General features: G+C 46.5%; 23 protein-coding genes. 20 read left to right on the top strand and 3 right to left on the bottom strand.

Annotation, left to right across the window (positions count from 1 at the left end; genetic code table 11):
* The 9 genes from C558_RS0118620 (at position 1) to C558_RS0118660 (ending at position 9,861) form a co-directional block, all read left to right on the top strand.
* Positions 1-753, top strand: a complete 753-nt coding sequence (locus tag C558_RS0118620; protein ID WP_018757801.1) for an SDR family NAD(P)-dependent oxidoreductase — start codon at positions 1-3, stop codon at positions 751-753.
* Entirely contained in the window at positions 750-1,532 is a 783-nt protein-coding gene (locus C558_RS0118625; RefSeq protein WP_018757802.1) for a creatininase family protein, read from the top strand. The genes C558_RS0118620 and C558_RS0118625 overlap by 4 nt, the downstream gene beginning before the upstream one ends.
* On the top strand, positions 1,529-2,677 hold the full coding sequence (locus C558_RS31370; RefSeq protein ID WP_018757803.1) for a hypothetical protein: 1,149 nt from the start codon (positions 1,529-1,531) through the stop codon (positions 2,675-2,677). Before C558_RS0118625 ends, C558_RS31370 begins: the two co-directional genes overlap by 4 nt.
* A 163-nt stretch (positions 2,678-2,840) precedes the next feature.
* Positions 2,841-3,704: a methyl-accepting chemotaxis protein gene (locus tag C558_RS0118635; protein WP_026264000.1), complete on the top strand. Its 864-nt coding sequence runs from the start codon at positions 2,841-2,843 to the stop codon at positions 3,702-3,704.
* Between the two features lie 259 nt (positions 3,705-3,963).
* Entirely contained in the window at positions 3,964-4,245 is a 282-nt protein-coding gene (locus C558_RS31375; protein ID WP_245583834.1) for a hypothetical protein, read from the top strand.
* On the top strand, positions 4,217-4,633 hold the full coding sequence (locus C558_RS0118645) for a chemotaxis protein CheW (RefSeq protein ID WP_018757806.1): 417 nt from the start codon (positions 4,217-4,219) through the stop codon (positions 4,631-4,633). Before C558_RS31375 ends, C558_RS0118645 begins: the two co-directional genes overlap by 29 nt.
* Before the next feature lie 39 nt (positions 4,634-4,672).
* Positions 4,673-7,222, top strand: a complete 2,550-nt coding sequence (locus C558_RS31380) for a chemotaxis protein CheW (RefSeq protein ID WP_018757807.1) — start codon at positions 4,673-4,675, stop codon at positions 7,220-7,222.
* A gap of 29 nt (positions 7,223-7,251) precedes the next feature.
* Positions 7,252-8,871 carry a methyl-accepting chemotaxis protein gene (locus C558_RS0118655; protein ID WP_018757808.1) on the top strand — a complete coding sequence of 540 codons (1,620 nt, stop codon included), beginning with the start codon at positions 7,252-7,254 and terminating at the stop codon, positions 8,869-8,871.
* 282 nt (positions 8,872-9,153) lie between these two features.
* Positions 9,154-9,861: a response regulator transcription factor gene (locus C558_RS0118660; RefSeq protein ID WP_018757809.1), complete on the top strand. Its 708-nt coding sequence runs from the start codon at positions 9,154-9,156 to the stop codon at positions 9,859-9,861.
* A 26-nt stretch (positions 9,862-9,887) separates the two neighbouring features.
* On the opposite strand, the gene C558_RS32660 is transcribed toward C558_RS0118660, so the two are convergent.
* Positions 9,888-13,325: a response regulator gene (locus tag C558_RS32660; RefSeq protein ID WP_211220783.1), complete on the bottom strand. Its 3,438-nt coding sequence runs from the start codon at positions 13,323-13,325 to the stop codon at positions 9,888-9,890.
* A 214-nt stretch (positions 13,326-13,539) separates the two neighbouring features.
* Here C558_RS32660 and C558_RS0118670 point away from each other — a divergent pair, with 214 nt between their 5' ends.
* The 4 genes from C558_RS0118670 to ylqF all read left to right on the top strand — a co-directional run bounded on the left by C558_RS0118670 (position 13,540) and on the right by ylqF (position 15,924).
* Positions 13,540-13,815, top strand: a complete 276-nt coding sequence (locus C558_RS0118670) for a hypothetical protein (RefSeq protein ID WP_169445395.1) — start codon at positions 13,540-13,542, stop codon at positions 13,813-13,815.
* Between the two features lie 135 nt (positions 13,816-13,950).
* The gene (rplS, locus tag C558_RS0118675; RefSeq protein ID WP_018757812.1) at positions 13,951-14,292 is read left to right on the top strand and encodes a 50S ribosomal protein L19; all 342 of its coding nucleotides are present in this window, start codon (positions 13,951-13,953) and stop codon (positions 14,290-14,292) included.
* Positions 14,293-14,389: 97 nt separating this feature from the next.
* Positions 14,390-15,016: a signal peptidase I gene (gene lepB / locus C558_RS0118680; RefSeq protein ID WP_018757813.1), complete on the top strand. Its 627-nt coding sequence runs from the start codon at positions 14,390-14,392 to the stop codon at positions 15,014-15,016.
* A gap of 32 nt (positions 15,017-15,048) precedes the next feature.
* A complete protein-coding gene (ylqF, locus tag C558_RS0118685) occupies positions 15,049-15,924 on the top strand; it encodes a ribosome biogenesis GTPase YlqF (RefSeq protein WP_018757814.1) in 876 nt (291 codons plus the stop codon).
* Positions 15,925-16,033: 109 nt separating this feature from the next.
* Here the strand turns inward: ylqF and C558_RS0118690 are convergent, their stop codons facing one another.
* Entirely contained in the window at positions 16,034-16,576 is a 543-nt protein-coding gene (locus C558_RS0118690) for a hypothetical protein (protein WP_018757815.1), read from the bottom strand.
* A 138-nt stretch (positions 16,577-16,714) separates the two neighbouring features.
* Between C558_RS0118690 and C558_RS0118695 the strand changes: the two genes are divergently transcribed.
* From C558_RS0118695 to C558_RS0118725, 7 genes are all read left to right on the top strand, one after another.
* Positions 16,715-17,320, top strand: coding sequence for a TetR/AcrR family transcriptional regulator (locus C558_RS0118695; RefSeq protein WP_018757816.1), 606 nt, complete (start codon positions 16,715-16,717; stop codon positions 17,318-17,320).
* A gap of 156 nt (positions 17,321-17,476) precedes the next feature.
* Positions 17,477-18,109: a ribonuclease HII gene (locus C558_RS31390; protein WP_018757817.1), complete on the top strand. Its 633-nt coding sequence runs from the start codon at positions 17,477-17,479 to the stop codon at positions 18,107-18,109.
* Positions 18,110-18,219: 110 nt separating this feature from the next.
* Complete coding sequence (locus tag C558_RS0118705) at positions 18,220-20,229, top strand: hypothetical protein (protein ID WP_018757818.1); 2,010 nt, start codon at positions 18,220-18,222, stop codon at positions 20,227-20,229.
* On the top strand, positions 20,226-20,543 hold the full coding sequence (locus C558_RS0118710) for an EscU/YscU/HrcU family type III secretion system export apparatus switch protein (RefSeq protein ID WP_018757819.1): 318 nt from the start codon (positions 20,226-20,228) through the stop codon (positions 20,541-20,543). Before C558_RS0118705 ends, C558_RS0118710 begins: the two co-directional genes overlap by 4 nt.
* Positions 20,540-20,896: a YraN family protein gene (locus tag C558_RS0118715; protein ID WP_018757820.1), complete on the top strand. Its 357-nt coding sequence runs from the start codon at positions 20,540-20,542 to the stop codon at positions 20,894-20,896. The genes C558_RS0118710 and C558_RS0118715 overlap by 4 nt, the downstream gene beginning before the upstream one ends.
* Positions 20,897-20,923: 27 nt before the next feature.
* Positions 20,924-21,589: a carboxylesterase family protein gene (locus C558_RS0118720; protein ID WP_018757821.1), complete on the top strand. Its 666-nt coding sequence runs from the start codon at positions 20,924-20,926 to the stop codon at positions 21,587-21,589.
* A gap of 144 nt (positions 21,590-21,733) precedes the next feature.
* A complete protein-coding gene (locus C558_RS0118725) occupies positions 21,734-22,999 on the top strand; it encodes a stalk domain-containing protein (protein ID WP_018757822.1) in 1,266 nt (421 codons plus the stop codon).
* Between the two features lie 83 nt (positions 23,000-23,082).
* Here the strand turns inward: C558_RS0118725 and C558_RS33260 are convergent, their stop codons facing one another.
* Complete coding sequence (locus C558_RS33260; RefSeq protein WP_018757823.1) at positions 23,083-23,259, bottom strand: YjfB family protein; 177 nt, start codon at positions 23,257-23,259, stop codon at positions 23,083-23,085.
* Positions 23,260-23,285 lie beyond the last annotated feature (26 nt).

Here is a 23,285-nt window from a genome sequence, read left to right on the forward strand (position 1 = left end):
ATGAATGTGCTGGATAACAAGGTCATATTGATCACAGGAGGCTTAGGAACTTTAGGACGATCTGCGATTAAGATGTTTTTGGATAGAGGCGCGATCGTGTACGCGTGTGATCGCATCCCGATGGATGCTTATCCTGCCACACAGCAGCTGCTGTATCACTATGGAGAGCAGAAATTCCGCTTCATGCAAGCGGATGTATGCGAAGAAAGCGACATGATCTCTATCATAAATGAGATTGAAAGCGCCTACGGAAGATTGGATGGCACTTATCATACGGTTCATACGAATGTATGGAAGCCCGTATTGGAGCTTACGTTGGCGGAATGGGAAGCTACAATTCGCGGAACGCTGACAAGCACATTTGTCGTGAACAAATATGCGCTGCCATTAATGATCAAGTCAGGCGGCGGCTCGATCGTGAATACTTCATCCATCCTCGGACAAATACCTTCGAAGGGCTGTCTAGCTTATGGCGCTGGCAAAGCAGGCATTAACCAATTTACTAAAGTACTCGCGCTTGATTATGCCCAATATGGAATCCGGGCTAATGTACTCGTTCCTGGTGATTTTGGATCAACAGAGAGCTTGGCAGCTCAGTCAGAACAAGCTAAGGCAGCGATGATGGACAATGCGATGCTCGGACGCAGTGCCAGCGCGGATGAAATCAATGAAATGTCCTGCTTCTTGCTATCGGATGCTTCTTCCTATACGACAGGAGCATTATTTACAGTAGACGGAGGATTCCATCTATGATGAACTATTTGATGCATTTATGCACCCGCGAAGAAATTGCAGAGCGTGCGGGTCAAGGCTGTGCAGTAGTGGTCCCGCTTGCGGCGACAGAGCAGCATGGACCGCATCTTCCCGTGTATACGGACAGCCTGATCTGCGAACATATCATTCATCGTGCAGGTGAACAGGCTGCTCTTGAAGTACCTATCCTAATCACGCCGGTGCTTCCAATCGGCTGCTCACAGCATCACTTGTCATTTGGCGGTACCATCTCGTTCTCATCCACCACCTATTTGCGAGTATTGAAGGATATCGGAGAGAGCTTAGTACTGGACGGCTTCAGCAAGATCATCTTCGTGAACGCGCATGGCGGCAATGATCCGATCATGACGCAGACGGTCAATGATCTTGCGGTCGCTCATCCGATCTGGACGGCATCCGCTTCCTATTGGAGTGTTGCAGGCGAAGCGCTGCGCGCAATCAACGCGGGTGAAGTTGGGATGGTGCCTGGGCATGCGGGCGGATTCGAGACGTCAGCGATCCTAGCAATTCGGCCAGAGCTGGTTAGAGCCGATCGAATCGGAGATGAGCATATAAGCCGTGAATGGATCAACTCAGGACCTCCAGGCGCCTTTATCGGTAGGCATGGTGAGCTGACAGGCTATGACGGCTACACGGATTCCGCACATACTGCTACTGCGGAAAGAGGCAGACTCTATCTGGACACGATTATTGCCAGCTTGTCGAACTGGTTGGTTCATACGGTTCAAGCTATGAACAAAGGAGAGCAGAGCAGATGACCGAGATTAGCTTAGAGAGTAATCCGAATCACAAGCGAATCGCTGCTATTGTAACGGAATACCGCTATAATTCGCATGCCGACGTCATTCTAGGACGATTGCTGGGCGATTTTGCATATCAACCGCAGATTGAGGTCGTATCGATCTACACCGATCAAGTACCCGTAAATGATATGAGCAGAGAAGCGGCCGCCAGATTGGGAATTCCAATCTATCCGACGATTCGGGAAGCGATTCGTAATCAGCAGGGAACAGGCCCAATCGATGGAGTCGTCATTATCGGTGAACATGGAGCCTATCCATACAATGAGAAGGGGCAGATGATGTATCCGAGACGGCGCATGCTCGAAGAAACGCTTGCTGCGTTGGATGAGCTTCAATTGGTCGTGCCAATATTTTCAGATAAGCATCTATCCTATGATTATCAGGATGCTGTTTGGATGTACACGCAATTGAAAAGTCGGGGGATACCGTTTATGGGGGGCTCATCTATTCCATTTTCTGAAACGGTTCCACCACTAAATCCTCACAAGCTCCAATCCGCAGCCGAAATATTGGTCGTCAGTCATTCGCCGTTAGTTGAAGCCTATGGATTTCATGCTCTAGAAGTTCTGCAATCGCTTGCTGAGCAAAGAGAATGCGGAGAATGCGGCGTACATTCCGTACAATTCATGCAGGGACCTGAAGTATGGGAGTGCATGGATCGCAAGGAATGGCCGGAGGATTTATTGCTGCAGGCGCTTGACACTTACCCGGATCTTCCTAACGTTCACCCGCGCGAACTTGATTCCAATCCTATGCTCATGGTTGTCCAATATGTAGATGGTCCAAAGGGTTATGTGGTTCAGTTTAATAAGCTTGTTGAACAATGGGCAGCGTGCTTCCGCACGAAACAAGGTGAAACGGCTGCTGTTCTCTTCAACAGCGGGTTAGATCGTCCCTTTGTGCATTTCGAACATTTGACCAAGAAGATTGAGTACTTGATCATGTCAGGTGTGCCACCGTTTCCGATGGAACGTACACTAATGACGACTGCACTGACCTGTGCGGTGGTTGATGCTGCCTATTACGGACCGAGTTATCAGTCGGAGAAGATTGATATTGTATATAAACCGATGGTCAAATGTATACGGAATACGCCTTAACTCATCCTGAGGACATGTAGCTTGTCGCTATATTGATAAATCATTGAAAAGATATGATATGTAAATTAACTTTACATTATTATCATGTATTACTATAATAATCAAAATGCTAAATGATCATTTTTTAAGCATCGAATCTAGTGAGGATAGGACTGAGGTAATGATGGAGAACGTTGTAACGGACAGAAAAAATGACACCGAATTAATAGAAGCATTCGCGAAAGTAGCGCCATACTTGAATAGAATAATGCATGACGATATTTCCGTTAGTGTATACAACACGGAGAAACTGATGATCTCTGTTCCAGCTAAGACGTTCTCACTGAATCTCAAGCCTGAAGAGCCGCTGCTGGAAGGAGATATTCTAACAGAAGCCATTCGCAATGATAAAGAAATATCCGGCATCGTTCCGAAGGAATTGTTCGGTGTTCCATTTGCTTCGCGAGTTATCCCTATACATAATCAGCACGGTGAAGTCATCGGTGGAGTCGGTGTTGGCTCTAGCTTAGAGAAGGCAAATGCGCTCTTTCATGTTGCTGAAGATTTGTCTGCTACCGTGGAAGAAACCGCTGCTTCTTTCTCCTCAATCACGAACTCTGTTATGGAGTTGGCTAACCGGCTAGTGGATGTTTCTAACCATATGAAAGATGTAAGCTCTGGCGCACAACAGATTGGGAACATATCGAGTGTTGTTAAGGAAGTCTCAGACCAGAGCCATCTATTAGGTTTGAACGCAGCGATAGAAGCTGCCCGCGCAGGTGATACGGGACGTGGTTTCGGGGTTGTCGCGGACGAAATCCGCAAATTAGCGACCTATTCGAAGCAGAATGCGTTCCAGATTGATGACATTACGAAGAATATGCAGATAGCGATTCGCAATTTAGAGCAAGCGTTTCAAGGAATTAACGATTATATCAACCATCAAGTCACTTCTATTCAAGAATTGACTGCAACAGTACAGCAGATCAATCAGAATGCCCAGCAGCTGTCGGTGATGGCTGAGAAGAATCTTACAATTGAAAAGTAATCTAATAATCATCGTTATTTACAGCAGCTTATTTGCTCCTTATTCCTAGGGAGTTGATATGATAGGTCCTAACGCATAAATCGTATGTCCCATGAAGCATCTTCCATTTTTTTATCTGGAAGGTGTTTTTTTTTTACATATATGCGCTAATTCGTTTAAGTGAGTTAGCATTCTATGAAAATATTAAACAGTATTCTAATACTTAACTTATAATCCTCTAATTCGAATCAAGTATGATGAAGGAAATTATTGGGATGGAGTGAGTAGTGTGAAAGCGATGGTGTTACAGTTCTATCAAAAGAGCATACCCGTATTTCCATATCATGCGAATGCAGATATTCAAGCTTTGAGACGGAAAGTGAACGAGTTGAAATATGATTTTATGTTCCGTAAACGTTGGCGTCGAATCGTGTCTATAGACCTAGGTAGTGAGGTTGCCATTTTCCAATATAATGACGGAACGAAGTTATATTTGGAAGTTGCAAAAGGTGTCCGAGGTGATGTGAATGGCAATGCAGCAGACATCCAATCAATACGTTGAGATTGGGCTTGGGAATGATCGGTTTGCGCTTCCGATTCAGGAGATCCACGAGATTATTAAGATGCAGCCTATCATCGAAATACCGAACACCCCAACTTCTCTGCTCGGCGTCATTAATCTTCGGGGAAATGTTATACCGATTGTCAATATTCACAGCTACTTAGGTATGCCAAAAGTACCGGATACGAAAATGAATCGGATCATCATCGTGAACTATGAACAATCTATGGTCGGCATTGTGGCTGATCAAGTCATACAGGTCACTTCTTACTCCCAAATCGAGCCACTTCCTTATGGAGAACAGCACCATGATGGTCGGCATGCAAATCATGTGGCCAATGTGCAAGGTGTATTAATTAATATTATTAGTATGGATCAAATATTGTAAATAAAATGTAAGGAAATTATGTTGTCGAGGAGTTAAGTGATGTCAATACCTTCTCATTTAAGCGAATATATGAGTGTTTTTATGGATGAATTGGATGAACAAATTCAAATCATGGAAGAACAGTTGCTGAAATTGGAAGCGCAGGGCGGAAAGGTCACGATTATTCAGACTTTATTTCGAGCTGCGCATACCTTAAAGGGATCTTCGGCAGCGATGGGATTTGATGCCCTGAAAAATTTAACACATGGGATGGAAAATGTTTTTGATCTCATTCGTAATCGTCAATTGGTCGTGGATTCTGCGCTGACAAGCGTCTTATTTCATGCGACAGACTATTTGAAATTATTACGGCACTCGCTGCTCGAAGGGCAGCAAGATACGGTGGATATTGATCCTCTACTCGTCTTGCTAGAGCAAATTACCCAGCAGAATTCGACCGAGAGTAAGCTAGCTTACGATCCAGCTGTTATGGCAGGGGATCTAGGATTATCTGAGCTTGTCGTTGAACTGAATCGGTTTCAGCGAAATGTGGCGATTCAAGCGATGCGTAATCAACATGAAGTTTATTCCATCTACTGCCGGGTTCGCTCGGATGCGGTAATGAAATCGGTCAGAGCGCTGCTCGTATATCAAGCGCTGCAAGAGAGTAGTGAAGTGATTGCTGCCTTCCCGCCCGTTACAGACATTGAAGATGAGAGTAAATTCCTCGGCGAATTTATTCTCGTTGTTGTTACGAAGGAGTCTCAGCAGCTGCTCGAGGAGCGGTTAAGCGAAATCTCTCAGATTGAAGTCATACATATAGAATCGATTCACCTCAACAACTTGGATCAATATGTGAATGAAGAAGATGCATCTCGCAATCTCTCATCAAACGAACAGATAGGGAAGTCAGATACATCAGGAACTGGTGATCAACCACAAGTACGTCGAAGCCAGACCGTTCGCGTCGATGTAGATCGATTAGAACAGCTTCTCAATCTTGTTGGGGAATTGATTATTGATAATACAAGGCTGCATGAGGTCACTTCCCGGATGATGCAGAAGCAGCAGCGGGAGGATAGCGATTTAGCAACGTTAAGCGATATTGCCAATCATTTCGGTCTGATCATTAGCGACCTGCAAGAAGGCATGATGAAGACACGAATGCTTCCGATTGAACATTTATTCAATCGGTTTCCGCGTATGGTACGTGATATGGCACAAGCCACGAGCAAAGAAATTGAATTTGTTATGGAAGGCAAAGAGACAGAACTCGATCGGAAGTTAATTGAAGAGATTAGTGATCCACTCATACATATTTTGCGTAATGCGGCCGATCATGGCATTGAGTCCCCAGAAGAACGCGTACATTGCGGCAAACCGCGAGCAGGAACTCTTGTATTAAAAGCGGCGCATCAGGATAATCAGATCATGATTTCCGTTACCGATGACGGTAAAGGGATTGACCCTATTAAAGTCAAATCGTCCGCGATCCGTAAAGGGATCATCACGGAGCATGAGGCGGAACGGATGACGGAGAATGAACTGCAGCATTTGATATTCAGATCAGGTTTATCAACGGCAGAGCAAGTAACCGATTTATCTGGGCGCGGCGTAGGGATGGATATTGTACGCGCACATATTGAGAAGCTCAACGGTCTGATTGATATCCATTCGACTGTCGGAATGGGGACCAGCATTACGATCCGTCTTCCTCTTACCTTAGCCATTATCCGTGCGCTTATGGTGGAGCTGGACGAACGCATGTATGCAATCCCCTTGATGAACGTTGTAGAGATTGTCGCGCTTCAACCGAATGAGATTAAGATCGCACATGGTCGGGAGATTTGCTTCATTCGAGGGAATGTCTATCCTTTCATTCGACTGGATCAGAAGCTTCGAGTTGCTAGCGGAACCCAAGTCAGAACGCAAGCGCGGCGTACGACTGTCATCATCGTCTCCTTCGGAGATAAGCAAGTATGCATTGCGGTAGACCGGACACTCGGAAACCGTGAAATTGTTATGAAATCATTAGGAACATATGTGGGCGAGGTTCCTTATATCTCGGGTTCGACGATTACCGGGGACGGAGGTATTGCGCTTGTACTGGATGTTCATGCGCTTGTGAACGAGGAAGGCAGCAAGATCATGATGACGACGAGCGAACAGACGTTAGGCATGAAAAATAGAGCAGCAGAGGTGACGATCTTCCGGCTTGCTCAACATCACTTTGGTATTTCGGTTCATGATGTTCGAGAAATTATTCAGGTGCCTGACATTGAAAGCATTCTGCACTCGTCTCCTTTTGTTCAGGGGATGTTCTCACTTCGCGGGGAGTATTTGCCGTTGTATGATCTTCACCGGTTCTTAGGACTGCAGCGCCATGAATCGAGCAAAGCACGCATTATTGTGATGGATTCGAGTCGAGGTACAGTAGGAATTCTCATCGATCAAGTGATGGAAGTGACCACGTTAGATGAAGAGACACGTGTAGAAGATATCCAGGGACCAAGAAATGCATCTTCAGGGATCGTAGGCGTATACAGCAATAAAGGTCAATTAGTTACGTGGTTACATCTCGATGATATGATTACAGAAACAATGAGATAGTCTTAATTCGATCGAAGGGGTCATAGATCATGAAATTTAAAATTAGTGCCAAATTAATTATTGTGTCCGTCATCTTACTCACGGTACCAACATTCTTTACCGGACTAACCGCTTACAATAATGCGAAACATCATCTTGATGAAGTGGGCATGGTCAATCTGAAAAATAACGCGCATATGGTGTCTGAATTGATCGATGTGCTGAACTTAGGTGTTGAGAAAGGACAAATTACGCTGGAGCAAGCCCAAGAGCAAGTAAAGACTAGAATTCTGGGACCCAAGCAAGCGAACGGCACCCGTCCAATTACGAACAAATTTGATCTTGGCGAATCGGGTTATCTCTTTATTCTTGATGAGAAGGGAACTGCCATTGGGCACCCAAGTATGGAAGGGAAAAATATGTGGGATTCCGCCGATCGCAATGGAGATTTCTTCGTTCGCGAGCAGGTGAACAAAGCGTTGGCAGGTGGTGGATATACCTATTTTGACTATAACTTACCGAACTCCGAGGAGATCGCACAGAAAATCGTCTATTCTGAAAAAGCGCCGCACTGGGGATGGATCATCTCCTCCGGTTCTTACATGTCCAGCTTCAATAGCGGCGCATCGAGTATTGCGACGAATCTAATCATCGCTTTTGCAATTACGATAGTTGTTGGCGTCATTATTATTTTCTATCTATCAAGACATATCTCAAGACCACTGAATATGATCGCACAGCAATTGGATATGATCGCAAAAGGAAATTTATCGATGAAACCGCTGCAATTTAAAATGCGGACGAAAGATGAGGTCGAACATTTGACAACATCGACGAACACGATGATTGAGCGGCTGCGTGATCTTGTTGGACGTATTATTATGTCATCTCAGAATGTTGCCGCAGCGTCTCAAGAAATATCGGCCACTACAGAGGAAATCGCAGCGGGCGGTGTGCAGCAATCATCTACGGTTAATGCGGTTACGGAGTTGTTCCGAGAGCATACGATGGCGATAAATGTTGTGGCTCAAAATGCAGAGATGGCTGCAGAACTTTCGGATTCAACACAAGATAAAGCGGAGAAAGGCGGACGAGATGTACAAGATTCGGTCTATGCGATGAACAGCCTCTCCGATCAAATGACACGCTTGCAGAATGATTCGGAGCAAATCGGGGAAATCATTGAAGTCATTGATGAAATCGCTGAACAGACAAACTTGCTCGCATTGAATGCTGCGATAGAAGCTGCGAGAGCAGGAGAGCAAGGTAGAGGATTCTCGGTCGTTGCGGATGAAGTTCGGAAGCTGGCGGAACGAAGCAGCGAAGCGACGAAACGAATCGCAGGAATCATCAAAGATATGCAGCACAATATGGGACAAAGTGTCCACGCCGTGAATGGCGCCGTTTCATTGACGGAACAAACAGGACAGACCTTTAATGCCATCCTAGATCAAGTGGTAGGTATGGCGAGACAGGTAACGGAAATTGCTGCAGCGAGTGAGGAGCAAGCTGCACAATCGCAAGAAATGATGAACTCCATTGAGAGCATCTCTGTTGTCAGTCATGAATCTGCAGCTGCAGCTGAACAGACAGCCAGCTCCAGTCAAGAGCTAGCGCGGTTAGCAGAAGAATTGAATGATATGGTAGCAAGCTTTAAATTAACAGAATAAGTGGTGGTACGTGCCATAAACCTTGAGCCTGAATTTTGATTCATGCTCGGGGTTATTTTTTTCGATTTTATAGAAATATGTAAGCGCTTTATACCACTCCAGTGTTATGAAGTTGTTAATACAGCTCCTAACAGTTTCCTAACAAAATCCTTATCATAGACGCTGTTGTCGAAATATAGTATATTGGGGGTACAATTTAATAAAAATTTAAAACAATTATGAGATATGTGTTAAGAATAATACGCATTTTTGTAAAAAAATGTCATTAAGGGTGATCTTCTTATGGATAAAGTACTTATTATCGAGGACGATAATATGATTGGTGAGATGCTAACGATGTACTTATCGGAAGAGGGCTACGCCGTAAAAAGAGTGGATACGGGATTAGATGGCATGCTCGAATTAGAGTTGTTCCGACCGGACATCATTCTATTGGATTTAGTTCTTCCGGACATCAATGGAATTGAATTATGCAGTAAGTTGCGTGAAGTATCACTCGCGCCAATCATTGTCGTATCGCTTAAGATGGAGGTCGCTGATCGAATTAATGCTTTACAAGCAGGTGCGGATGATTTCCTAAGTAAACCGTTTAGTATGCGAGAACTCACGGCAAGGATTAATGCGAATATTCGGCGCATGCATTTGCTCGAACAGTCGATGGCGGATCGTGGTGACTTGAGGAATATGACGGATTCTGTAGAGAGTTTAATATCTTTGGATCCGGAACGAAGATCTTTATATGTGAATCACCGTTATATTGAGACAACGTTCTCAGAATTCGAAATTATGAAGCTATTCTGTGCCAATCAAGGAAAGGTATATACGAGGGAAGAGTTGATTAATGCACTGCGAGGGTTCGATTCTTTCGTGACAGATCGAGCAATTGACGTACATATTGCGAACCTTAGGAAGAAGATTGAAGGCAATCCGAAAGAACCTAGATTTATTAAGACGGTATGGGGGGTAGGTTATAAATTTAACGTTGAATAAGAACACGAACAACACTGTATGATGATCTACAGTGTTGTTCGTGCAATAAATAGTTCGATCGCATGCAATATGCGAGTTAATTGATAGGTTAAATCTTGTAACATTTGATCAAATGTAGTATCGTCCTTGGGCTTATCATCCTTCAACCATTGTTCAACCTGGTTCGCTGCTTCATATAAATGCTGTGCAGATAAATTCCCCGCGGTACCCTTCAACGTATGAATCATGCGCCTTGCTGTGTCATGATCTTCCTGTTCAATCATATCCATGAAATGATCAATAAAGAGTTTGTATTCCTGATGGAAGGTGGTTAGCATTCGGTTCAATATGTGCACCTTCCCATTTAATCGATGAATCGCTTGTTCGACAATAATCCCATGATCCTCAAGAATTTGATACGGATGATTGCGATCAAGGTTGACATCTTCTTCCTTCATTGCTTCTGAACCGATTCGTAAACCTGAACCAAGCCATTTGTCTAATGTCTGGAACATCTGATCGACATCGATCGGCTTCTGAATCATGTCGTTCATCCCTGCTGCAAAATATTGCTCACGATCCTTCTGAATGATATTCGCAGACATCGCGATGATCGGCAGTTGCTGATAAACGGGGTTACTACGTATTCGTTTGGTTGCTTCCAATCCATCCATCTCCGGCATATGGATATCCATCAGAATGAGATCCCATTCTAAGGGTTCGAGCAGCATCAACACCTGACGTCCATTCTCCGCTACGCCAACAGAATATCCACGGCTTTCTAGTAACTCCACCGCAATTTGTTGGTTAATCTCATGATCTTCGGCTAGTAAAATACGATAAGGCCGACTGGATCCAGCAGCGCTCTCCTTATAGGCAGTGATCTCGTTGATTTCATATCTGGTATTGTCAACTAAGCTGCTGAGAATGTGATGAAGCTTGAAAATCTGAACCGGCTTCAACAGGACGGCATCGGGGCGAAGCTGATCCGGCAGCGAGAAGACGGCTTCTCTTCCTGGCGTAGTGGTCATGAGGAGTGTGAGAACGCCTAGGCAGCGCGCTAGCTTTTGCATTCGAACCCATGTCTCTTCACCGTACATGTCCGCAGCATCCATATCAAGAATAACAATGTCTGCATGATGATCTTGCATTTCAAGCCAATTCGTCGCTTCCTTCCAAGATAGACAGGAATACACTTCGTGACCCAAAGTATGGAGCATCGATTGTATATGACTGTTCAGCGCTGTCTTATCTGATACGAGCAGCACTTCCCGCCTTACGATGGTGTCGACTGGGGGTAGCAGTGCAACATTCGCATCTTGTGCAAGACGTAGGGGTATGGTGAAGGAGAAGGTGCTGCCTACCCTAAACTCACTGTGTAGTTGTAAATCTCCCTGCATGATATCCACTAATTTTTTGGAAATCACAAGCCCAAGTCCCGTCCCGCCGTATTTGCGACTTGTCGAGTTGTCAGCCTGAGAGAAAGGTTCAAATAAGTAGCGCTGCTGCTCCTCAGAAATGCCAATCCCGGTATCGATAATCGAAAATTTGATCTCGATCGACTCTGCTGTGCGCCTTATATTCTCAGCCCGTATACAGACCATCCCATAATTCGTGAATTTAATCGCATTGCTGATCAGATTTAGCAGGACTTGTTCGAGTCGCAGGGGGTCTCCTAATACATAAGCTGGCCAATCATTTGGTAAATCCATGAGGAGGACCAGATCTTTTTTGGCTTGGAGCATACTGCTCGTCTCCGAGAGCTTGTCGAACATCCCATAGAGATTGATTTTCGTCTCTTCGACTTCAATTTTTCCAGCCTCAATCTTGGAGAAGTCCAATATCTCATTAATGATGCGAAGCAAGGTCTGGGAAGAAGCTAATATTTTGCGCAAATAATCCTGTTGGATCGGTGTCATTCCCGTCTTCTGAATCAATTGCGTCAAGCCAATGATTCCATTCAGGGGCGTCCGAAGTTCATGGCTCATCATTGCGAGGAACGCGCTTTTGGCTTGATTCGCCGCCTCAGCGGCTTTCTTAGCATCCATCAACTCGACTTGATCCCGCTTTTGCTCTGATATGTCTCGGCAAATACGAATATAACCGATGATATTCCCGTTATGATCCAGCATTTTATTGACATTCACGGAGATCGGAATGCGTGTGCCATTCTTATGTACGTAGAGGGATTCTGTATCATACGATGTCTGATGATTTTCTTCGAATACCGCTTGAAATACCGTTGTGTCTGGCGGAATGGTTCTTCCGAGTTGAGCAGACAGTGTTGCGGCTGTCCGTGCGATCGTATCTTGATCCTGCAGCAGCATAATGCTTTCCTTGTTGACGACTTCCTTGGATGTGTAGCCCAGCATTTTCTCAGCGGTCTTGCTGAAATAAGTAATTCGGAACTGAGAGTCAACAACGATGATGGCATAATCATTCTGATTAATAATCGCTTCACCGGTTATGAATTTCTGCGTAATGTTCGTAAGAAAAGGAAATCTCTGCAAATAATAAGCGAGCAGTAAATAGGTAACGATAACGGTAACTAGAATGCAAAGCGTGAAATAGAAAAATAATGACCGGGAATAATTGTTCAATTCTTGTAAAGATAGGTCCGTTGGCGTACTGACTGCAACCGACCACTTCGTTAGCGGAATTGGCGCATAGCTGATATATTCCTCTTGCTTCAATGTCTGAATAGATTCTACACCAGTTTGCTGCTCCATCATCTTCGTAAGAATGGCTTGAAGCCCGGGACTCGCATCTGGAAATTTGCGATCCAGCGTATATGTAAAACCAGGATAATAGATGATTTCTCTGTCAGCATCAACCAGAAAATGATACCCGACATTGCCTTTATGGTAAGGCTTCATAATCTCCGGGAACGTATCGAGTAGAATGTCGACGGCAACGTAACCAATGGTTGTTCCTTGATCTTGAATGCGATGGGCGACACTTACGACCCATCTGCCTGTAAATGCATCGAGATAAGGCTGGCTGTATGTTGTCTCATCGGATGCCGAGGCCTCGGCATACCATCCACGAGAGTTAATCTCGAAGCTCGGACGAGATATTCGCCCGCCGCTCCCCACAAAGAAGTTCCCTTTCTCGCTGGCAATCCATACGAGCGATAATCGGTCGTCGATGGCTGCAGTTGCATTCAAGGAGATCATGACGTCTCGATAATCCGGATTCTGGGTGACTTCTAAGTGGGATTTCGCCGTCTTTAGCAGTCGGATCGTCGAAGGATCTGTTGTCATATGTTCCACAGTAGCGCCGAATTTCTCGAATAATGCGTTGACTTTCTCGGCAATAGATGCGCTCTCAGCTGTGAGTGAATTCTGGACATCTTGAATAATGATTTCTTTCGTCTGATAGTAGATAAAAATTCCTGTAAATGAGGAGATGGCCATAATGAAGACGAGGATAATGATCGATAATTTTAACGATACGCGGTCGAATTTCAAGATGCCTCTTCGCAAGGAAGGGCGTGGTATGCTTCTCATAGTCATCCTACCTTTGCTGGACAGTCGATGTACTGGCTAATTATAGCATTAGAGGAAGCAGGCGCCTATCCCTATCGAAGGATGTATGCAATTTTTGGGCGATTCACTTTGTGTTTCCGGATATACCGCACTATACTAGAATCAGTTGGATCAAGTAAGGAGAGGCGGGGGCAATTTGCGACAGAATATAGTGAGCCGTATATTGCTAGGATTCGGATTTGTAGTTATTGGAATTTCACTGCTCATGGGGTTTTTCCTCGCGATTGCAAGTGGGCATAATGGGTTTGCACTTGCTGCGGTGATGGTATTATTCAAATGGTGGGCTTACGGTGCCATGATCGGGCTGGCATTTATCGGACTCGCCGAAATCGTCAAGCTGCTGCAAGCGATTCATGACAAACTAGAGAGGTCGGATCGTTCTGTCGTACAGGCAGTAGAGCATGATGAATGGGATAATGGAAGCTAAAGAAATCACTTGTGTTCGATTGCTAAACATGATACAATATCATTTGTGTTAATTCGGTGGTCCTCTACGAACGATGAGGCGGAGCAGCAGCTCCCTGAGACGTATGAACACCTGAGTGGAAGGAGGGAGTCATAGATGAATATCGTACAAGCGATTACTCAAGAACAACTTCGTAAAGACTTGCCAAGCTTTCGTCCTGGAGACACTTTAAAAGTACACGTTAAAGTTATCGAGGGAACCCGTGAGCGTATCCAGCTTTTCGAAGGTGTTGTGATTAAACGTCGTGGAGGCGGAATCAGTGAGACTTTTACAGTTCGTAAAATTTCTTACGGTGTAGGTGTGGAAAGAACTTTCCCGCTTCATTCCCCAAAAATCGATAAACTCGAAGTGGCTCGCCGTGGTAAAGTGCGTCGTGCGAAGCTTTATTATCTTCGTGAACTACGCGGTAAAGCAGCGAGAATTAAAGAGATTCGTTAATGTAAGACCAAGGGGCTTGTTACTACAAGCTCCTTTCGCATGTATAGCGGTATGAATACGCTTTGAAATAGGGAATGTAATATAAGGAGGGAAAGCGATGACGAATCAAACGGATTCTCATGAGACAGAACCAAATGAACCACAAGAACAGCCTGGCACAAGCAAACTGAAAAGTGAAGCAGTGGAATGGGCAAAGGCCATTGCTATTGCTGTCGTCTTAGTCGTAGTCATACGTTGGTTCGTATTTGCTCCCTTCATGGTAGACGGGCCATCGATGCAGCCGAATTTTCATACAGGTGAGCGAGTCATTGTGAATAAGTTCTTATACGATTTCCGTGCGCCAAAGCCGGGTGAAGTCGTTGTATTTCATGTTCCGCAAGAGAAGCGTGATTACATTAAACGTGTCGTTGCTGTCGCAGGTGATACGGTGAAGGTTCAAGGCGATGATGTCTATGTCAACGGCAAGAAAATTAGCGAGCCGTACATTCAAGGCGTCTTGGATGAGTACCATAGCAAAGGGGAACAATACAACAATCTGCGTGATTTCCCTAATGCTGACGTGACAGAAGAGAAGGTCCCAGAAGGCCATATCTTCGCCATGGGTGATAACCGCCGTAACAGTACGGATAGCCGAATGATTGGATATATTGATTTAAAAGAAGTGGTAGGGCGTGCAGAAGTTGTATTCTGGCCGTACAAGGATATTACAATAGTAAATCACTAGACGTGAATTTTGAGTAAGGGTGGTGAGAGACGGTGACGATACAATGGTTCCCTGGACATATGACGAGAGCACGTCGTGAGATCCAGGAAAAACTGAAACTGATCGATGTAGTGATAGAACTGCTCGATGCTCGTCTACCGCTGTCAAGCCGCAATCCGATGATTGATGAGATTTTGCAAGGGAAGCCAAGAATGATCGTGCTGAATAAAGCTGATCTGGCGGACCCGGCGGTGACAGAGAAATGGGTAACATACTTCAAAAATGAAGGCATTACAGCATTTCCGATCGATGCGTCGAACGGGACTCGTGTGCAGGACATTCCTGCGCAAGCGAAGGTGCTATTTCATGATAAAATTCAGAAACAACTCAATCGAGGCATGAAGCCGCGTGCGATTCGCGGATTGATCGTCGGAATACCGAATGTAGGAAAATCGACATTAATCAATAGACTTGCAGGCCGCAACATTGCAGCAACCGGAGATCGCCCAGGCGTCACGAAGGGACAGCAGTGGATTAAGATCGGAACGGAAATGGAACTGCTGGATACACCGGGAATTCTATGGCCGAAGTTCGAGGATCAGGAAGTTGGCTATCGACTAGCCGTTACGGGTGCGATCAAAGAGCAAGTCATTAATATCGAAGACGTTGCCTTTTTCGCGATAAAATACATGACGCAGTACTATTGGGATACGTTGCAAGAGCGATTCGAACTAACGAAGAAACCCGAAGATCTGGATGTTCCTGACGAAATCGTTCAGGTGATGGAAGAGATCGGACGTAAACGTGGTTGTATTATGAGCGGTGGACGCGTTGATCTCGAGAAAGCATCTGGTGTCATTCTACGCGAACTACGCGCGGGCAAAATGGGACGTTTCTCGCTGGAAGTCCCGTTGTCGTTTATGCTGTAAACCTATATGGATTGATAAAAATAAAACCGTGCAATTTGTGAAGTTCTCCCTATTGGATAGGAATCACAAAGAGCACGGTTTTTTTGTGTTTTATGGCTTTATTTTGTCATTACATCGTTTCTTTGGAGCCCCGTGGGAACAAGGTGTAGCTGAAACTGACCAGGAAATCGATGCCCAGAATGAGTGACCAACCGCGTACGATATTGAATAGCGCTTCCGTATGGGTCTTATCGTCAACAACGAGGATAATGCCATAGAGTATAGCACAGCCAATCAACCATGCAAGGAGATGAAGCAGCCAGCCGATACGCTCATGGCGTGCATGGGCTGTACCCGTTTTCGGTTTTTTCACAGGTGCAGGACCATTCGCGAATCGGTATGCGAACCGTTCGTCAGCCCAGCGAATCATCCGGTGGCCATATGCAATCGAGACGCCAATGTATACGGCTGCGATGCCGTGGGCGAAGGTGGCGACAGCGCCTGATCGTAAATCTAACAATGTCGCGATTAGCAGGGCAAGGTCGACGACAGGTGTCATGAGCAACAGCCCTGCCCCTAGTTTTTTGCGTTTCAAGATGTAGCGGCAGAAGAGTCCCGCAATGACAAATACCCAGAATCCAATTTCACAGCCAATAATGAATGCAGTAATCATGATTGATCTCCTTTACACAGTAACGGTTGCCTTGTAAGAAAGGAACGCGTCCGAATTCTTTTTAATACAATTGTATTATTTACTCGTCGTTATTTTAGCACGATTGTATTAAAAAAACAATGGTGATACAATGAATACATGCCTAAAATCGTAAATCATGATAAACGTCGGGAACAACTCGGAGAAGCAGCTTGGCGTGTCATACGCCGTGAAGGTTTGGAAGGAGTAACTGTGCGCAGTGTTGCGGATGAAGCGGGGATGTCCCTCGGTTCACTGCGGCATTATTTCGTGACACAGTCCGAGCTGCTCGCATTTTCGATGCGAATGGTCTCCGATCGCGTCAATCAACGTATTGCTAAGTTACCGTTTAACGGCGATCCTCGCCACGATATCGAATTGGTCATTGGGGAGATTATGCCGCTTGACGAAGAACGGCTTGCCGAATCGGAGGTCTGGATTTCGTTTACCGGACGAGCGATGGTCGATCCTACCTTCAGAGCCCTTAGTCTGGAGGTGCATGAATCACTATATGACGGGTTTCGTCGGATGATTAATGTACTCATTCAGTTGAATTTAACGAATGAAGGAATCGATGCTGAGCTGGAGACACGTCGATTGCATGCCCTAGTGGATGGTCTTGTCATTCATAGCATTACGAATGCAGAGCGACATGATCCGGATGAAATGTGGCGCGTCGTGAAGCTTCATTTAGACCAGCTCATCGTGAACGAATATAAACCGTAGTCTCGTAAAGTGGAGTGCCTTAAATAGAAGATCACCGCTATAGGACGGTACAGGTCATCTTCTTAGGGCGCTCTTTCTGTGTTAAAATAGAGAAACGTGGATGGGTACATAGCACGTGGGTTATTAAGGTTGAGAGAGTTAAGAGGTGTAGTTCGTATGGAAGAAGTGGATATGCTAGAATTCGAGCGTGAATATGCAGCGCAGAACTATAAAAGGATTGCTGGAATTGATGAAGTCGGACGAGGGTGCATGTTCGGAGATGTCGTTGCAGCGGCGGTGATCTTAGAAGAAGGTCTTGAAATTGAAGGGATCAATGATTCGAAGAAGTTAACGGAGAAGAAACGCAACACACTCTATGATGTGATTATCGAGCAAGCTGTTGCCTATGCCATCGTAAGGATTGATGCGGAGACGGTGGATCGGATCAATATTAAACAAGCAGCAAGACTTGCGATGAAGCAAGCGGTAGAGCAGCTATCTGTAGCGCCGGATTTCCTGTTAGTTGATGCAGAAAAGGTGGATTGCGACCTCCCTCAGCTCGCGCTTGTGAAAGGGGACGCACGAAGTCAGTCGATCGCGGCGGCTTCGATTTTGGCAAAAGTAACACGTGATCGTCTTTGTGTGGAGGAATGGGATGCGATGTATCCCGAGTATGGAATTGCGATCCATAAAGGATATGGGACGAAGCTTCATCGGGAGAAAATTGCGACACTTGGACCGACACCGATGCATCGTAAGTCGTTCATTCGTAATATTTTGGCTGAATTAGAACAGCCTGTTTTGTTCTAAATGGTCGCTTTCGTATCGTCATGATCTGGAGCGATTCGACCGATAAATAGAATAGAGATGACTCTCGAATGCCGTCGCTTAAGAAGAGAGGGACGAGGAGGGATATAGGAATGAATATCGGACAAATGGTTCGCGGTCTGCTCGGGGATGTGAAACCGGGGGATGCGAAGCAAGTAGAATTAAAGCCGGGTCAAGTCGTTCGTGGCGTCGTTACGGAAGTGTCAGAGGATGGTCAAGAAGCGGTAATGAATATAAACGGTACGCAGGTGAAGGCCAAATTGGAAACACCTCTAGCACCGGGACAGACAACCATGCTCCAGGTGCAGCCAGAGACCGAGAATGGGCTAGTCGTACTTAAGCCTTTGCAATCCTCACCAGGTGTGCCGATCGCCGAGCAATCGATTGGGGATGTACTTAAATCCGTTGGCTTGCCGGATCAGAAGTGGGCACGCGAGCTCGTACAGTTGATGCAGCAAAATGGTGTGCCCATCATGAAGGAAACGGCGGAGCAGATGCGTGCTGTTATGGCGCAGATTCCGCAAGGAATCTCGCAAGAAGATTGGATGCAGGCTTCTTCGCTTGCTTTCAAACGAGGTCTCCCGCTGACGCAAGAGACGGTGAAGGCGCTGCATCAAGTGTTGTTCGGCAAGCCGCTTACGCAGCTGCTTGCCACGCTCCAGCTCCAGCTCGCGGACGCGCTGGAGCAGCAGCCCGCCGCGCCGCAGGCACCGCGCGGCGCGAGCCCAGCCCCGCCGCCTATGGCAGGCGGGGCCACTGCCCCCGCGCAAGCGCCAGCTTCGCTTGGCGGCGCGCGCGCAGGCACAGCACCGCTGCTGCTGACGCAGGCAGCAGCGGTGCTGCAAGAGCTTGCCGCGGCTGCGCAGCCCGCGGCGGGGGCGCCTATCGCGGCCGGCACAGCCGCCGCGCCAGCTCTGGCGCAAGCTGCGCCACGGGCGAATGCCCCGAGCGCAGCAGCGCAGGGTTTGGGTGCGCCAGCTTCGCAAGGCTCACTGGGCGGAGCCGCAGCGAGCGAAGCTGCTGCGGCCATGCGGGCCCCGGCAGCCCCGGCTGAGCCGGGGGCTGCGCGGACCGTGCCCGCCGCGGCGCATAGCGAAGCAGCGCCACTGCCGGCATCACCGCAAGGGCCGCAATCCGCCATGCGTATAGCACCGCAGCATTCGGCGGCATCGGCAACACCTGCAGCATCGTTGCAAGGCGCTGCTTTGCAAGAGCAGCAGAATGCTACAGCGAATTCAGCTTCAGTCGTGTCTGTATCAACCGAAGGAGATGCTCTGCCACAGAAGGCCATGCAAGAACCATGGATTGGTCGTGTGCTGAAACTGCTTGGCGTAGAGCATGAGCAGACAACGTGGAAGTCGTTGGAAGCATCAACGTTACCCCAAGGAACAGCGACGAAGGGACATGACCCCGCTGTACCTATCCAAAATGCTAATCTGGGATCGGGTACACAGCAAGCACAGGAGCTCGCGAAATTGGTAAGGTCAACAGCTGAGCTTCCGTTGAATGTTGTGCCATTACCACATGCTTCGGGGGCAGCACAGACGTCGCCCGAGAATCTCAAACTGGTCCTTTTACAACTTATACAATCCGAGGATGTGCCACCTGCGATGAAGGATACAGCGCAGCAGCTCATTAACCAAATTACAGGTCAGCAATTAATGTTATCGAATGATCGGAGTGCTCCCTTTGCTCACGTGAGTCTATTTATACCACTCAAGAATACCGAAGGCGAAGAGACGGCAACGGTACATATCCAGACGCGCAAAGGTAAACGAGGCGATCTGGATGCGGGGAATTGTCACCTCTGGTTTGATTTGAACTTACGGGCCTTAGGCCGAACGATTGCTGATGTGAATGTCGTCGATCATATCGTGTCGCTGAAGCTGCTCAATGATCAAGAGTGGCTCGGTCCTATGGTCCAAGAGCGACGTTCAGAAATGGAGACTGCGCTCTCGCATATCGGATATCAATTAATTTCGTTACAGACGGCTCCTGTTCCAGTACAGCAAGAACCATCGAAATCGGCGGCTGTACTGGGAGATCATCCGGCTGCGGCCTATACACCATCAGCCTATAAAGGAGTGGATCTTCTCGTATGAACCGGGTGAACCCGAAGCAAGAATCTTTGCCCGAAGGCGTCCACTTCAAGAAAGCCGTTGCGCTAAAGTATGAGCCAGGTCTTGCAGAAGCGCCTAAGATCATTGCCAAGGGACGAGGCCATCTCGCCCAAGCCATTCTTGATAAAGCCAAAGAAAGTGGCGTCGCCATTCAAGAAGATCCGTCGCTTGTCGAGGTGCTCTCGAAGCTAGATGTTGATCAACAAATTCCTGCGGAGCTGTACCAGCTTGTTGCAGAAATTCTCAGCTTCGTCTATCGAACAGATCAAAATGCAGATCGTAGGCAAGAGTCATGAATCGTAGAGCACTCGGTGCAGAAGCAGAGAAATTAGCAGAACAGTATCTTCGCGCACAAGGATATCTTTTCATGGCACGGAATTGGCGGTGTCGCAGCGGGGAGATTGATCTTATTTTTCGAGATGAAGGGGTTATCGTATTCGTCGAGGTACGAAGCCGTTCGAATACATCGCGTTATGGGACGGCGATAGAGTCCATTGATGCCCGGAAGCAGCGGCAGGTGCGTGGGACGGCAGAGGTATTTCTCTACCAACAGCGATTATCAGCGAATGCAGTTCGGTTCGATGTCATTACCGTTCATTTTCAAGGAGATAACGATCCAGAATTGAAGCATTGGCATGAAGCTTTCTAAAGGATTCGAGGAGAGAAGGGATATGAGATGAAACAAACAGTGGCTGCACTACATAAGGAAATCGTTAAGACACTAGAACTTCAATATGTTGTCTACTTGCCGACTGACTTTAATCCAAATGCTGAGAAGAAATGGCCAATGATTTATTTCCTGCACGGCATCAATCAACGCGGTTCAGATATAGAACTGGTCAAGAAATACGGGATACCGAACAATCTGGAAGCAGGCGAAGAGCTTCCGTTTATTGTGGTCTGTCCTCAGTGCCCGGCAGGTTCGTTCTGGCCGCTAGAGAATGATGCATTGATGGCTCTGCTCGCTGAGATTGTAGAACAATATCCTGTAGATCAAGACCGGATTTATTTGACAGGTTATAGTATGGGCGGCTATGGCTCATGGGATTTGGCATTGAACTATCCCGATACGTTTGCGGCTGTTGCGCCAGTCTGCGGCGGGCTTGTACCAGGACGTAACCCTGAAGGATTGAAGTCATTGCCGATATGGACGTTTCACGGAGATCAAGACAGCGTGGTTCCGATACAGGAATCCAAAATGATCGTACATGCACTCGAATCCATGGGTTCCTCGGTGAAATTTACGATCTATCCGGGTGTGGACCATGACTCTTGGACAGAGACCTATCGGAATCCCGAACTGTATGCGTGGTTCTTGCAGCATGTCCGGACTTCGCAATAATGTAATTTGAAGAAGAGTCATCCTATCACAGTTCTTTGAGATCTGGACGAGATGACTCTTTATCATTTGTGCTTACGAGAGAACGATAGAGTTCCATCTAGTAGTAAAATAATGTAAAATATATAAGAGAGAGGGGAGATTTCATTGTTCAATCGCAAGTCTATTCGTCGTGCAATTCTATTATTTCTAAGTCTATCCATGTTATTCGTAGGATTCCCTGCAACACATGTAAGTGCAGCATCCACCGAGACGCGCATTCTGCTTGATGGTTACGAGCTGCCATTCTCGGCTGCGCCCACGGTAATTCAGGGCAGTACGATGGTGCCATTTCGCAGTATTGCTGAAGCTTTGAACATTTCAGTGGAATGGAATGCGAAGGCGCAGACGATTACGGCTAGAAGTCAAGGCGTGTCTGAAGCAACGACAGTGATTCTAACTCTGAATAAGAAGCAAGCCATCGTGAACGGGAGCGCAGTGAGCATACCGATAGCTCCGGTTCAGTTGAAAGGTACAGTGATGGTGCCACTTAGCTTCTTCAGCAAACAATTTGGAGCAGAAGTCGCTTGGGATGCGGGGGCCAAGCAAGTTTTGATTACATCTCCGCAGCAATCCTTATATCGATTGGGTTTCTATGCGATCTCATCCTTTGCGGAACGTTCTTATGTGAATGAATTTGATGGTGTTGCCTTCGGTTGGGCACGAATTCAAGAAGACGGCACCGTGACAACTTCCGGCAAAGACTTCTATTGGCCCAAAGCTTCTGGAGATGTGAGTCCAGAATCGATCGTGACAAACGCAGTATCGGCAGGTGTGAAGCCAAGTCTGATGGTATTCGCTGGAGACCGAGGCGGTGAGCTTACGAAAATGATTGAAGATGAACAGCTTCGTGAGAAAGCGATCACGGATATTGTAACGTTGGCTCAGGATAAAGGCTTTGGTGGTATTACATTGGACTTCGAAGGCTTAGGATTGACAGGAGATCGGGAGCAAGCCAAGCAGAGCTATACGAAATTCGTGAAGCAGCTTGCTGAGCAAGCGGGTCCGGCAAATCTTAAGCTTAGTTTAGCACTGCATCCTTTGAATAGCTCCTATAAGGGCTATGATTATAAGGCGATGGGGAAAATCGCAGATCAACTGATTATTATGGCCTATGCGTATGAAGGGGAGAAGGAGCCAGAGCCGCTGAAGCGCGTCGATGAGGCGATCAAGCTTGCATTACAGGAGACTTCGAAGGACAAGTTGTTGCTCGGTATCTCGATGGGCAGTGAAAATGATCAATCGATTTCTAGTAAGATTGGCTTAGCAAAACGATATGACCTCAAAGGGATCGCCATCTGGCGAATTGGTCTAATCGGTGATACCGCGCTCGCGAAAATGAATCAGAGTACCGTGCGAGAAAGTGGGAAGTAAATGTTATAGTGATGAGAAAAGGCAGCACACGAGTGCTGCCTTTTTTTCTCATATAAGAATGTTCAATCCTTATATTCTGAATCCTACACCTTCAGATCCAGATTGCCGCCTAAATTCGGTTGAACGCTTTGCTCCATCATTTTAACGATGTTCTGGCCGTTCTGGGTCGCTTGATCATTGGACATCTTAAGCAATCTGATACCAACAGCCTGAGATAAACTGTTCTGTTTCATCACTGTGGATAAGGTAGAGATGTTCATCGTTGTTAGCCTCCTCAAAATCGCGT

Origin of the sequence: Paenibacillus terrigena DSM 21567, from assembly GCF_000374845.1 — a bacterium.
GTDB classification, from domain to species: Bacteria; Bacillota; Bacilli; order Paenibacillales; family Paenibacillaceae; genus Paenibacillus_K; species Paenibacillus_K terrigena.

Excerpts from the sequence above, each read along its gene's own strand:
- C558_RS0118620 (WP_018757801.1), top strand. The coding sequence starts at position 1 with ATGAATGTGCTGGATAACAAGGTCATATTGATCACAGGAGGCTTAGGA.
- C558_RS0118625 (WP_018757802.1), top strand. The coding sequence starts at position 750 with ATGATGAACTATTTGATGCATTTATGCACCCGCGAAGAAATTGCAGAG.
- C558_RS31370 (WP_018757803.1), top strand. The coding sequence starts at position 1,529 with ATGACCGAGATTAGCTTAGAGAGTAATCCGAATCACAAGCGAATCGCT.
- C558_RS0118635 (WP_026264000.1), top strand. The coding sequence starts at position 2,841 with ATGGAGAACGTTGTAACGGACAGAAAAAATGACACCGAATTAATAGAA.
- C558_RS0118645 (WP_018757806.1), top strand. The coding sequence starts at position 4,217 with ATGCAGCAGACATCCAATCAATACGTTGAGATTGGGCTTGGGAATGAT.
- C558_RS31380 (WP_018757807.1), top strand. The coding sequence starts at position 4,673 with ATGTCAATACCTTCTCATTTAAGCGAATATATGAGTGTTTTTATGGAT.
- C558_RS0118655 (WP_018757808.1), top strand. The coding sequence starts at position 7,252 with ATGAAATTTAAAATTAGTGCCAAATTAATTATTGTGTCCGTCATCTTA.
- C558_RS0118660 (WP_018757809.1), top strand. The coding sequence starts at position 9,154 with ATGGATAAAGTACTTATTATCGAGGACGATAATATGATTGGTGAGATG.
- rplS (WP_018757812.1), top strand. The coding sequence starts at position 13,951 with ATGAATATCGTACAAGCGATTACTCAAGAACAACTTCGTAAAGACTTG.
- lepB (WP_018757813.1), top strand. The coding sequence starts at position 14,390 with ATGACGAATCAAACGGATTCTCATGAGACAGAACCAAATGAACCACAA.
- C558_RS0118690 (WP_018757815.1), bottom strand. The coding sequence starts at position 16,576 with ATGATTACTGCATTCATTATTGGCTGTGAAATTGGATTCTGGGTATTT.
- C558_RS0118695 (WP_018757816.1), top strand. The coding sequence starts at position 16,715 with ATGCCTAAAATCGTAAATCATGATAAACGTCGGGAACAACTCGGAGAA.
- C558_RS31390 (WP_018757817.1), top strand. The coding sequence starts at position 17,477 with ATGGAAGAAGTGGATATGCTAGAATTCGAGCGTGAATATGCAGCGCAG.
- C558_RS0118705 (WP_018757818.1), top strand. The coding sequence starts at position 18,220 with ATGAATATCGGACAAATGGTTCGCGGTCTGCTCGGGGATGTGAAACCG.
- C558_RS0118710 (WP_018757819.1), top strand. The coding sequence starts at position 20,226 with ATGAACCGGGTGAACCCGAAGCAAGAATCTTTGCCCGAAGGCGTCCAC.
- C558_RS0118715 (WP_018757820.1), top strand. The coding sequence starts at position 20,540 with ATGAATCGTAGAGCACTCGGTGCAGAAGCAGAGAAATTAGCAGAACAG.
- C558_RS0118720 (WP_018757821.1), top strand. The coding sequence starts at position 20,924 with ATGAAACAAACAGTGGCTGCACTACATAAGGAAATCGTTAAGACACTA.
- C558_RS33260 (WP_018757823.1), bottom strand. The coding sequence starts at position 23,259 with ATGAACATCTCTACCTTATCCACAGTGATGAAACAGAACAGTTTATCT.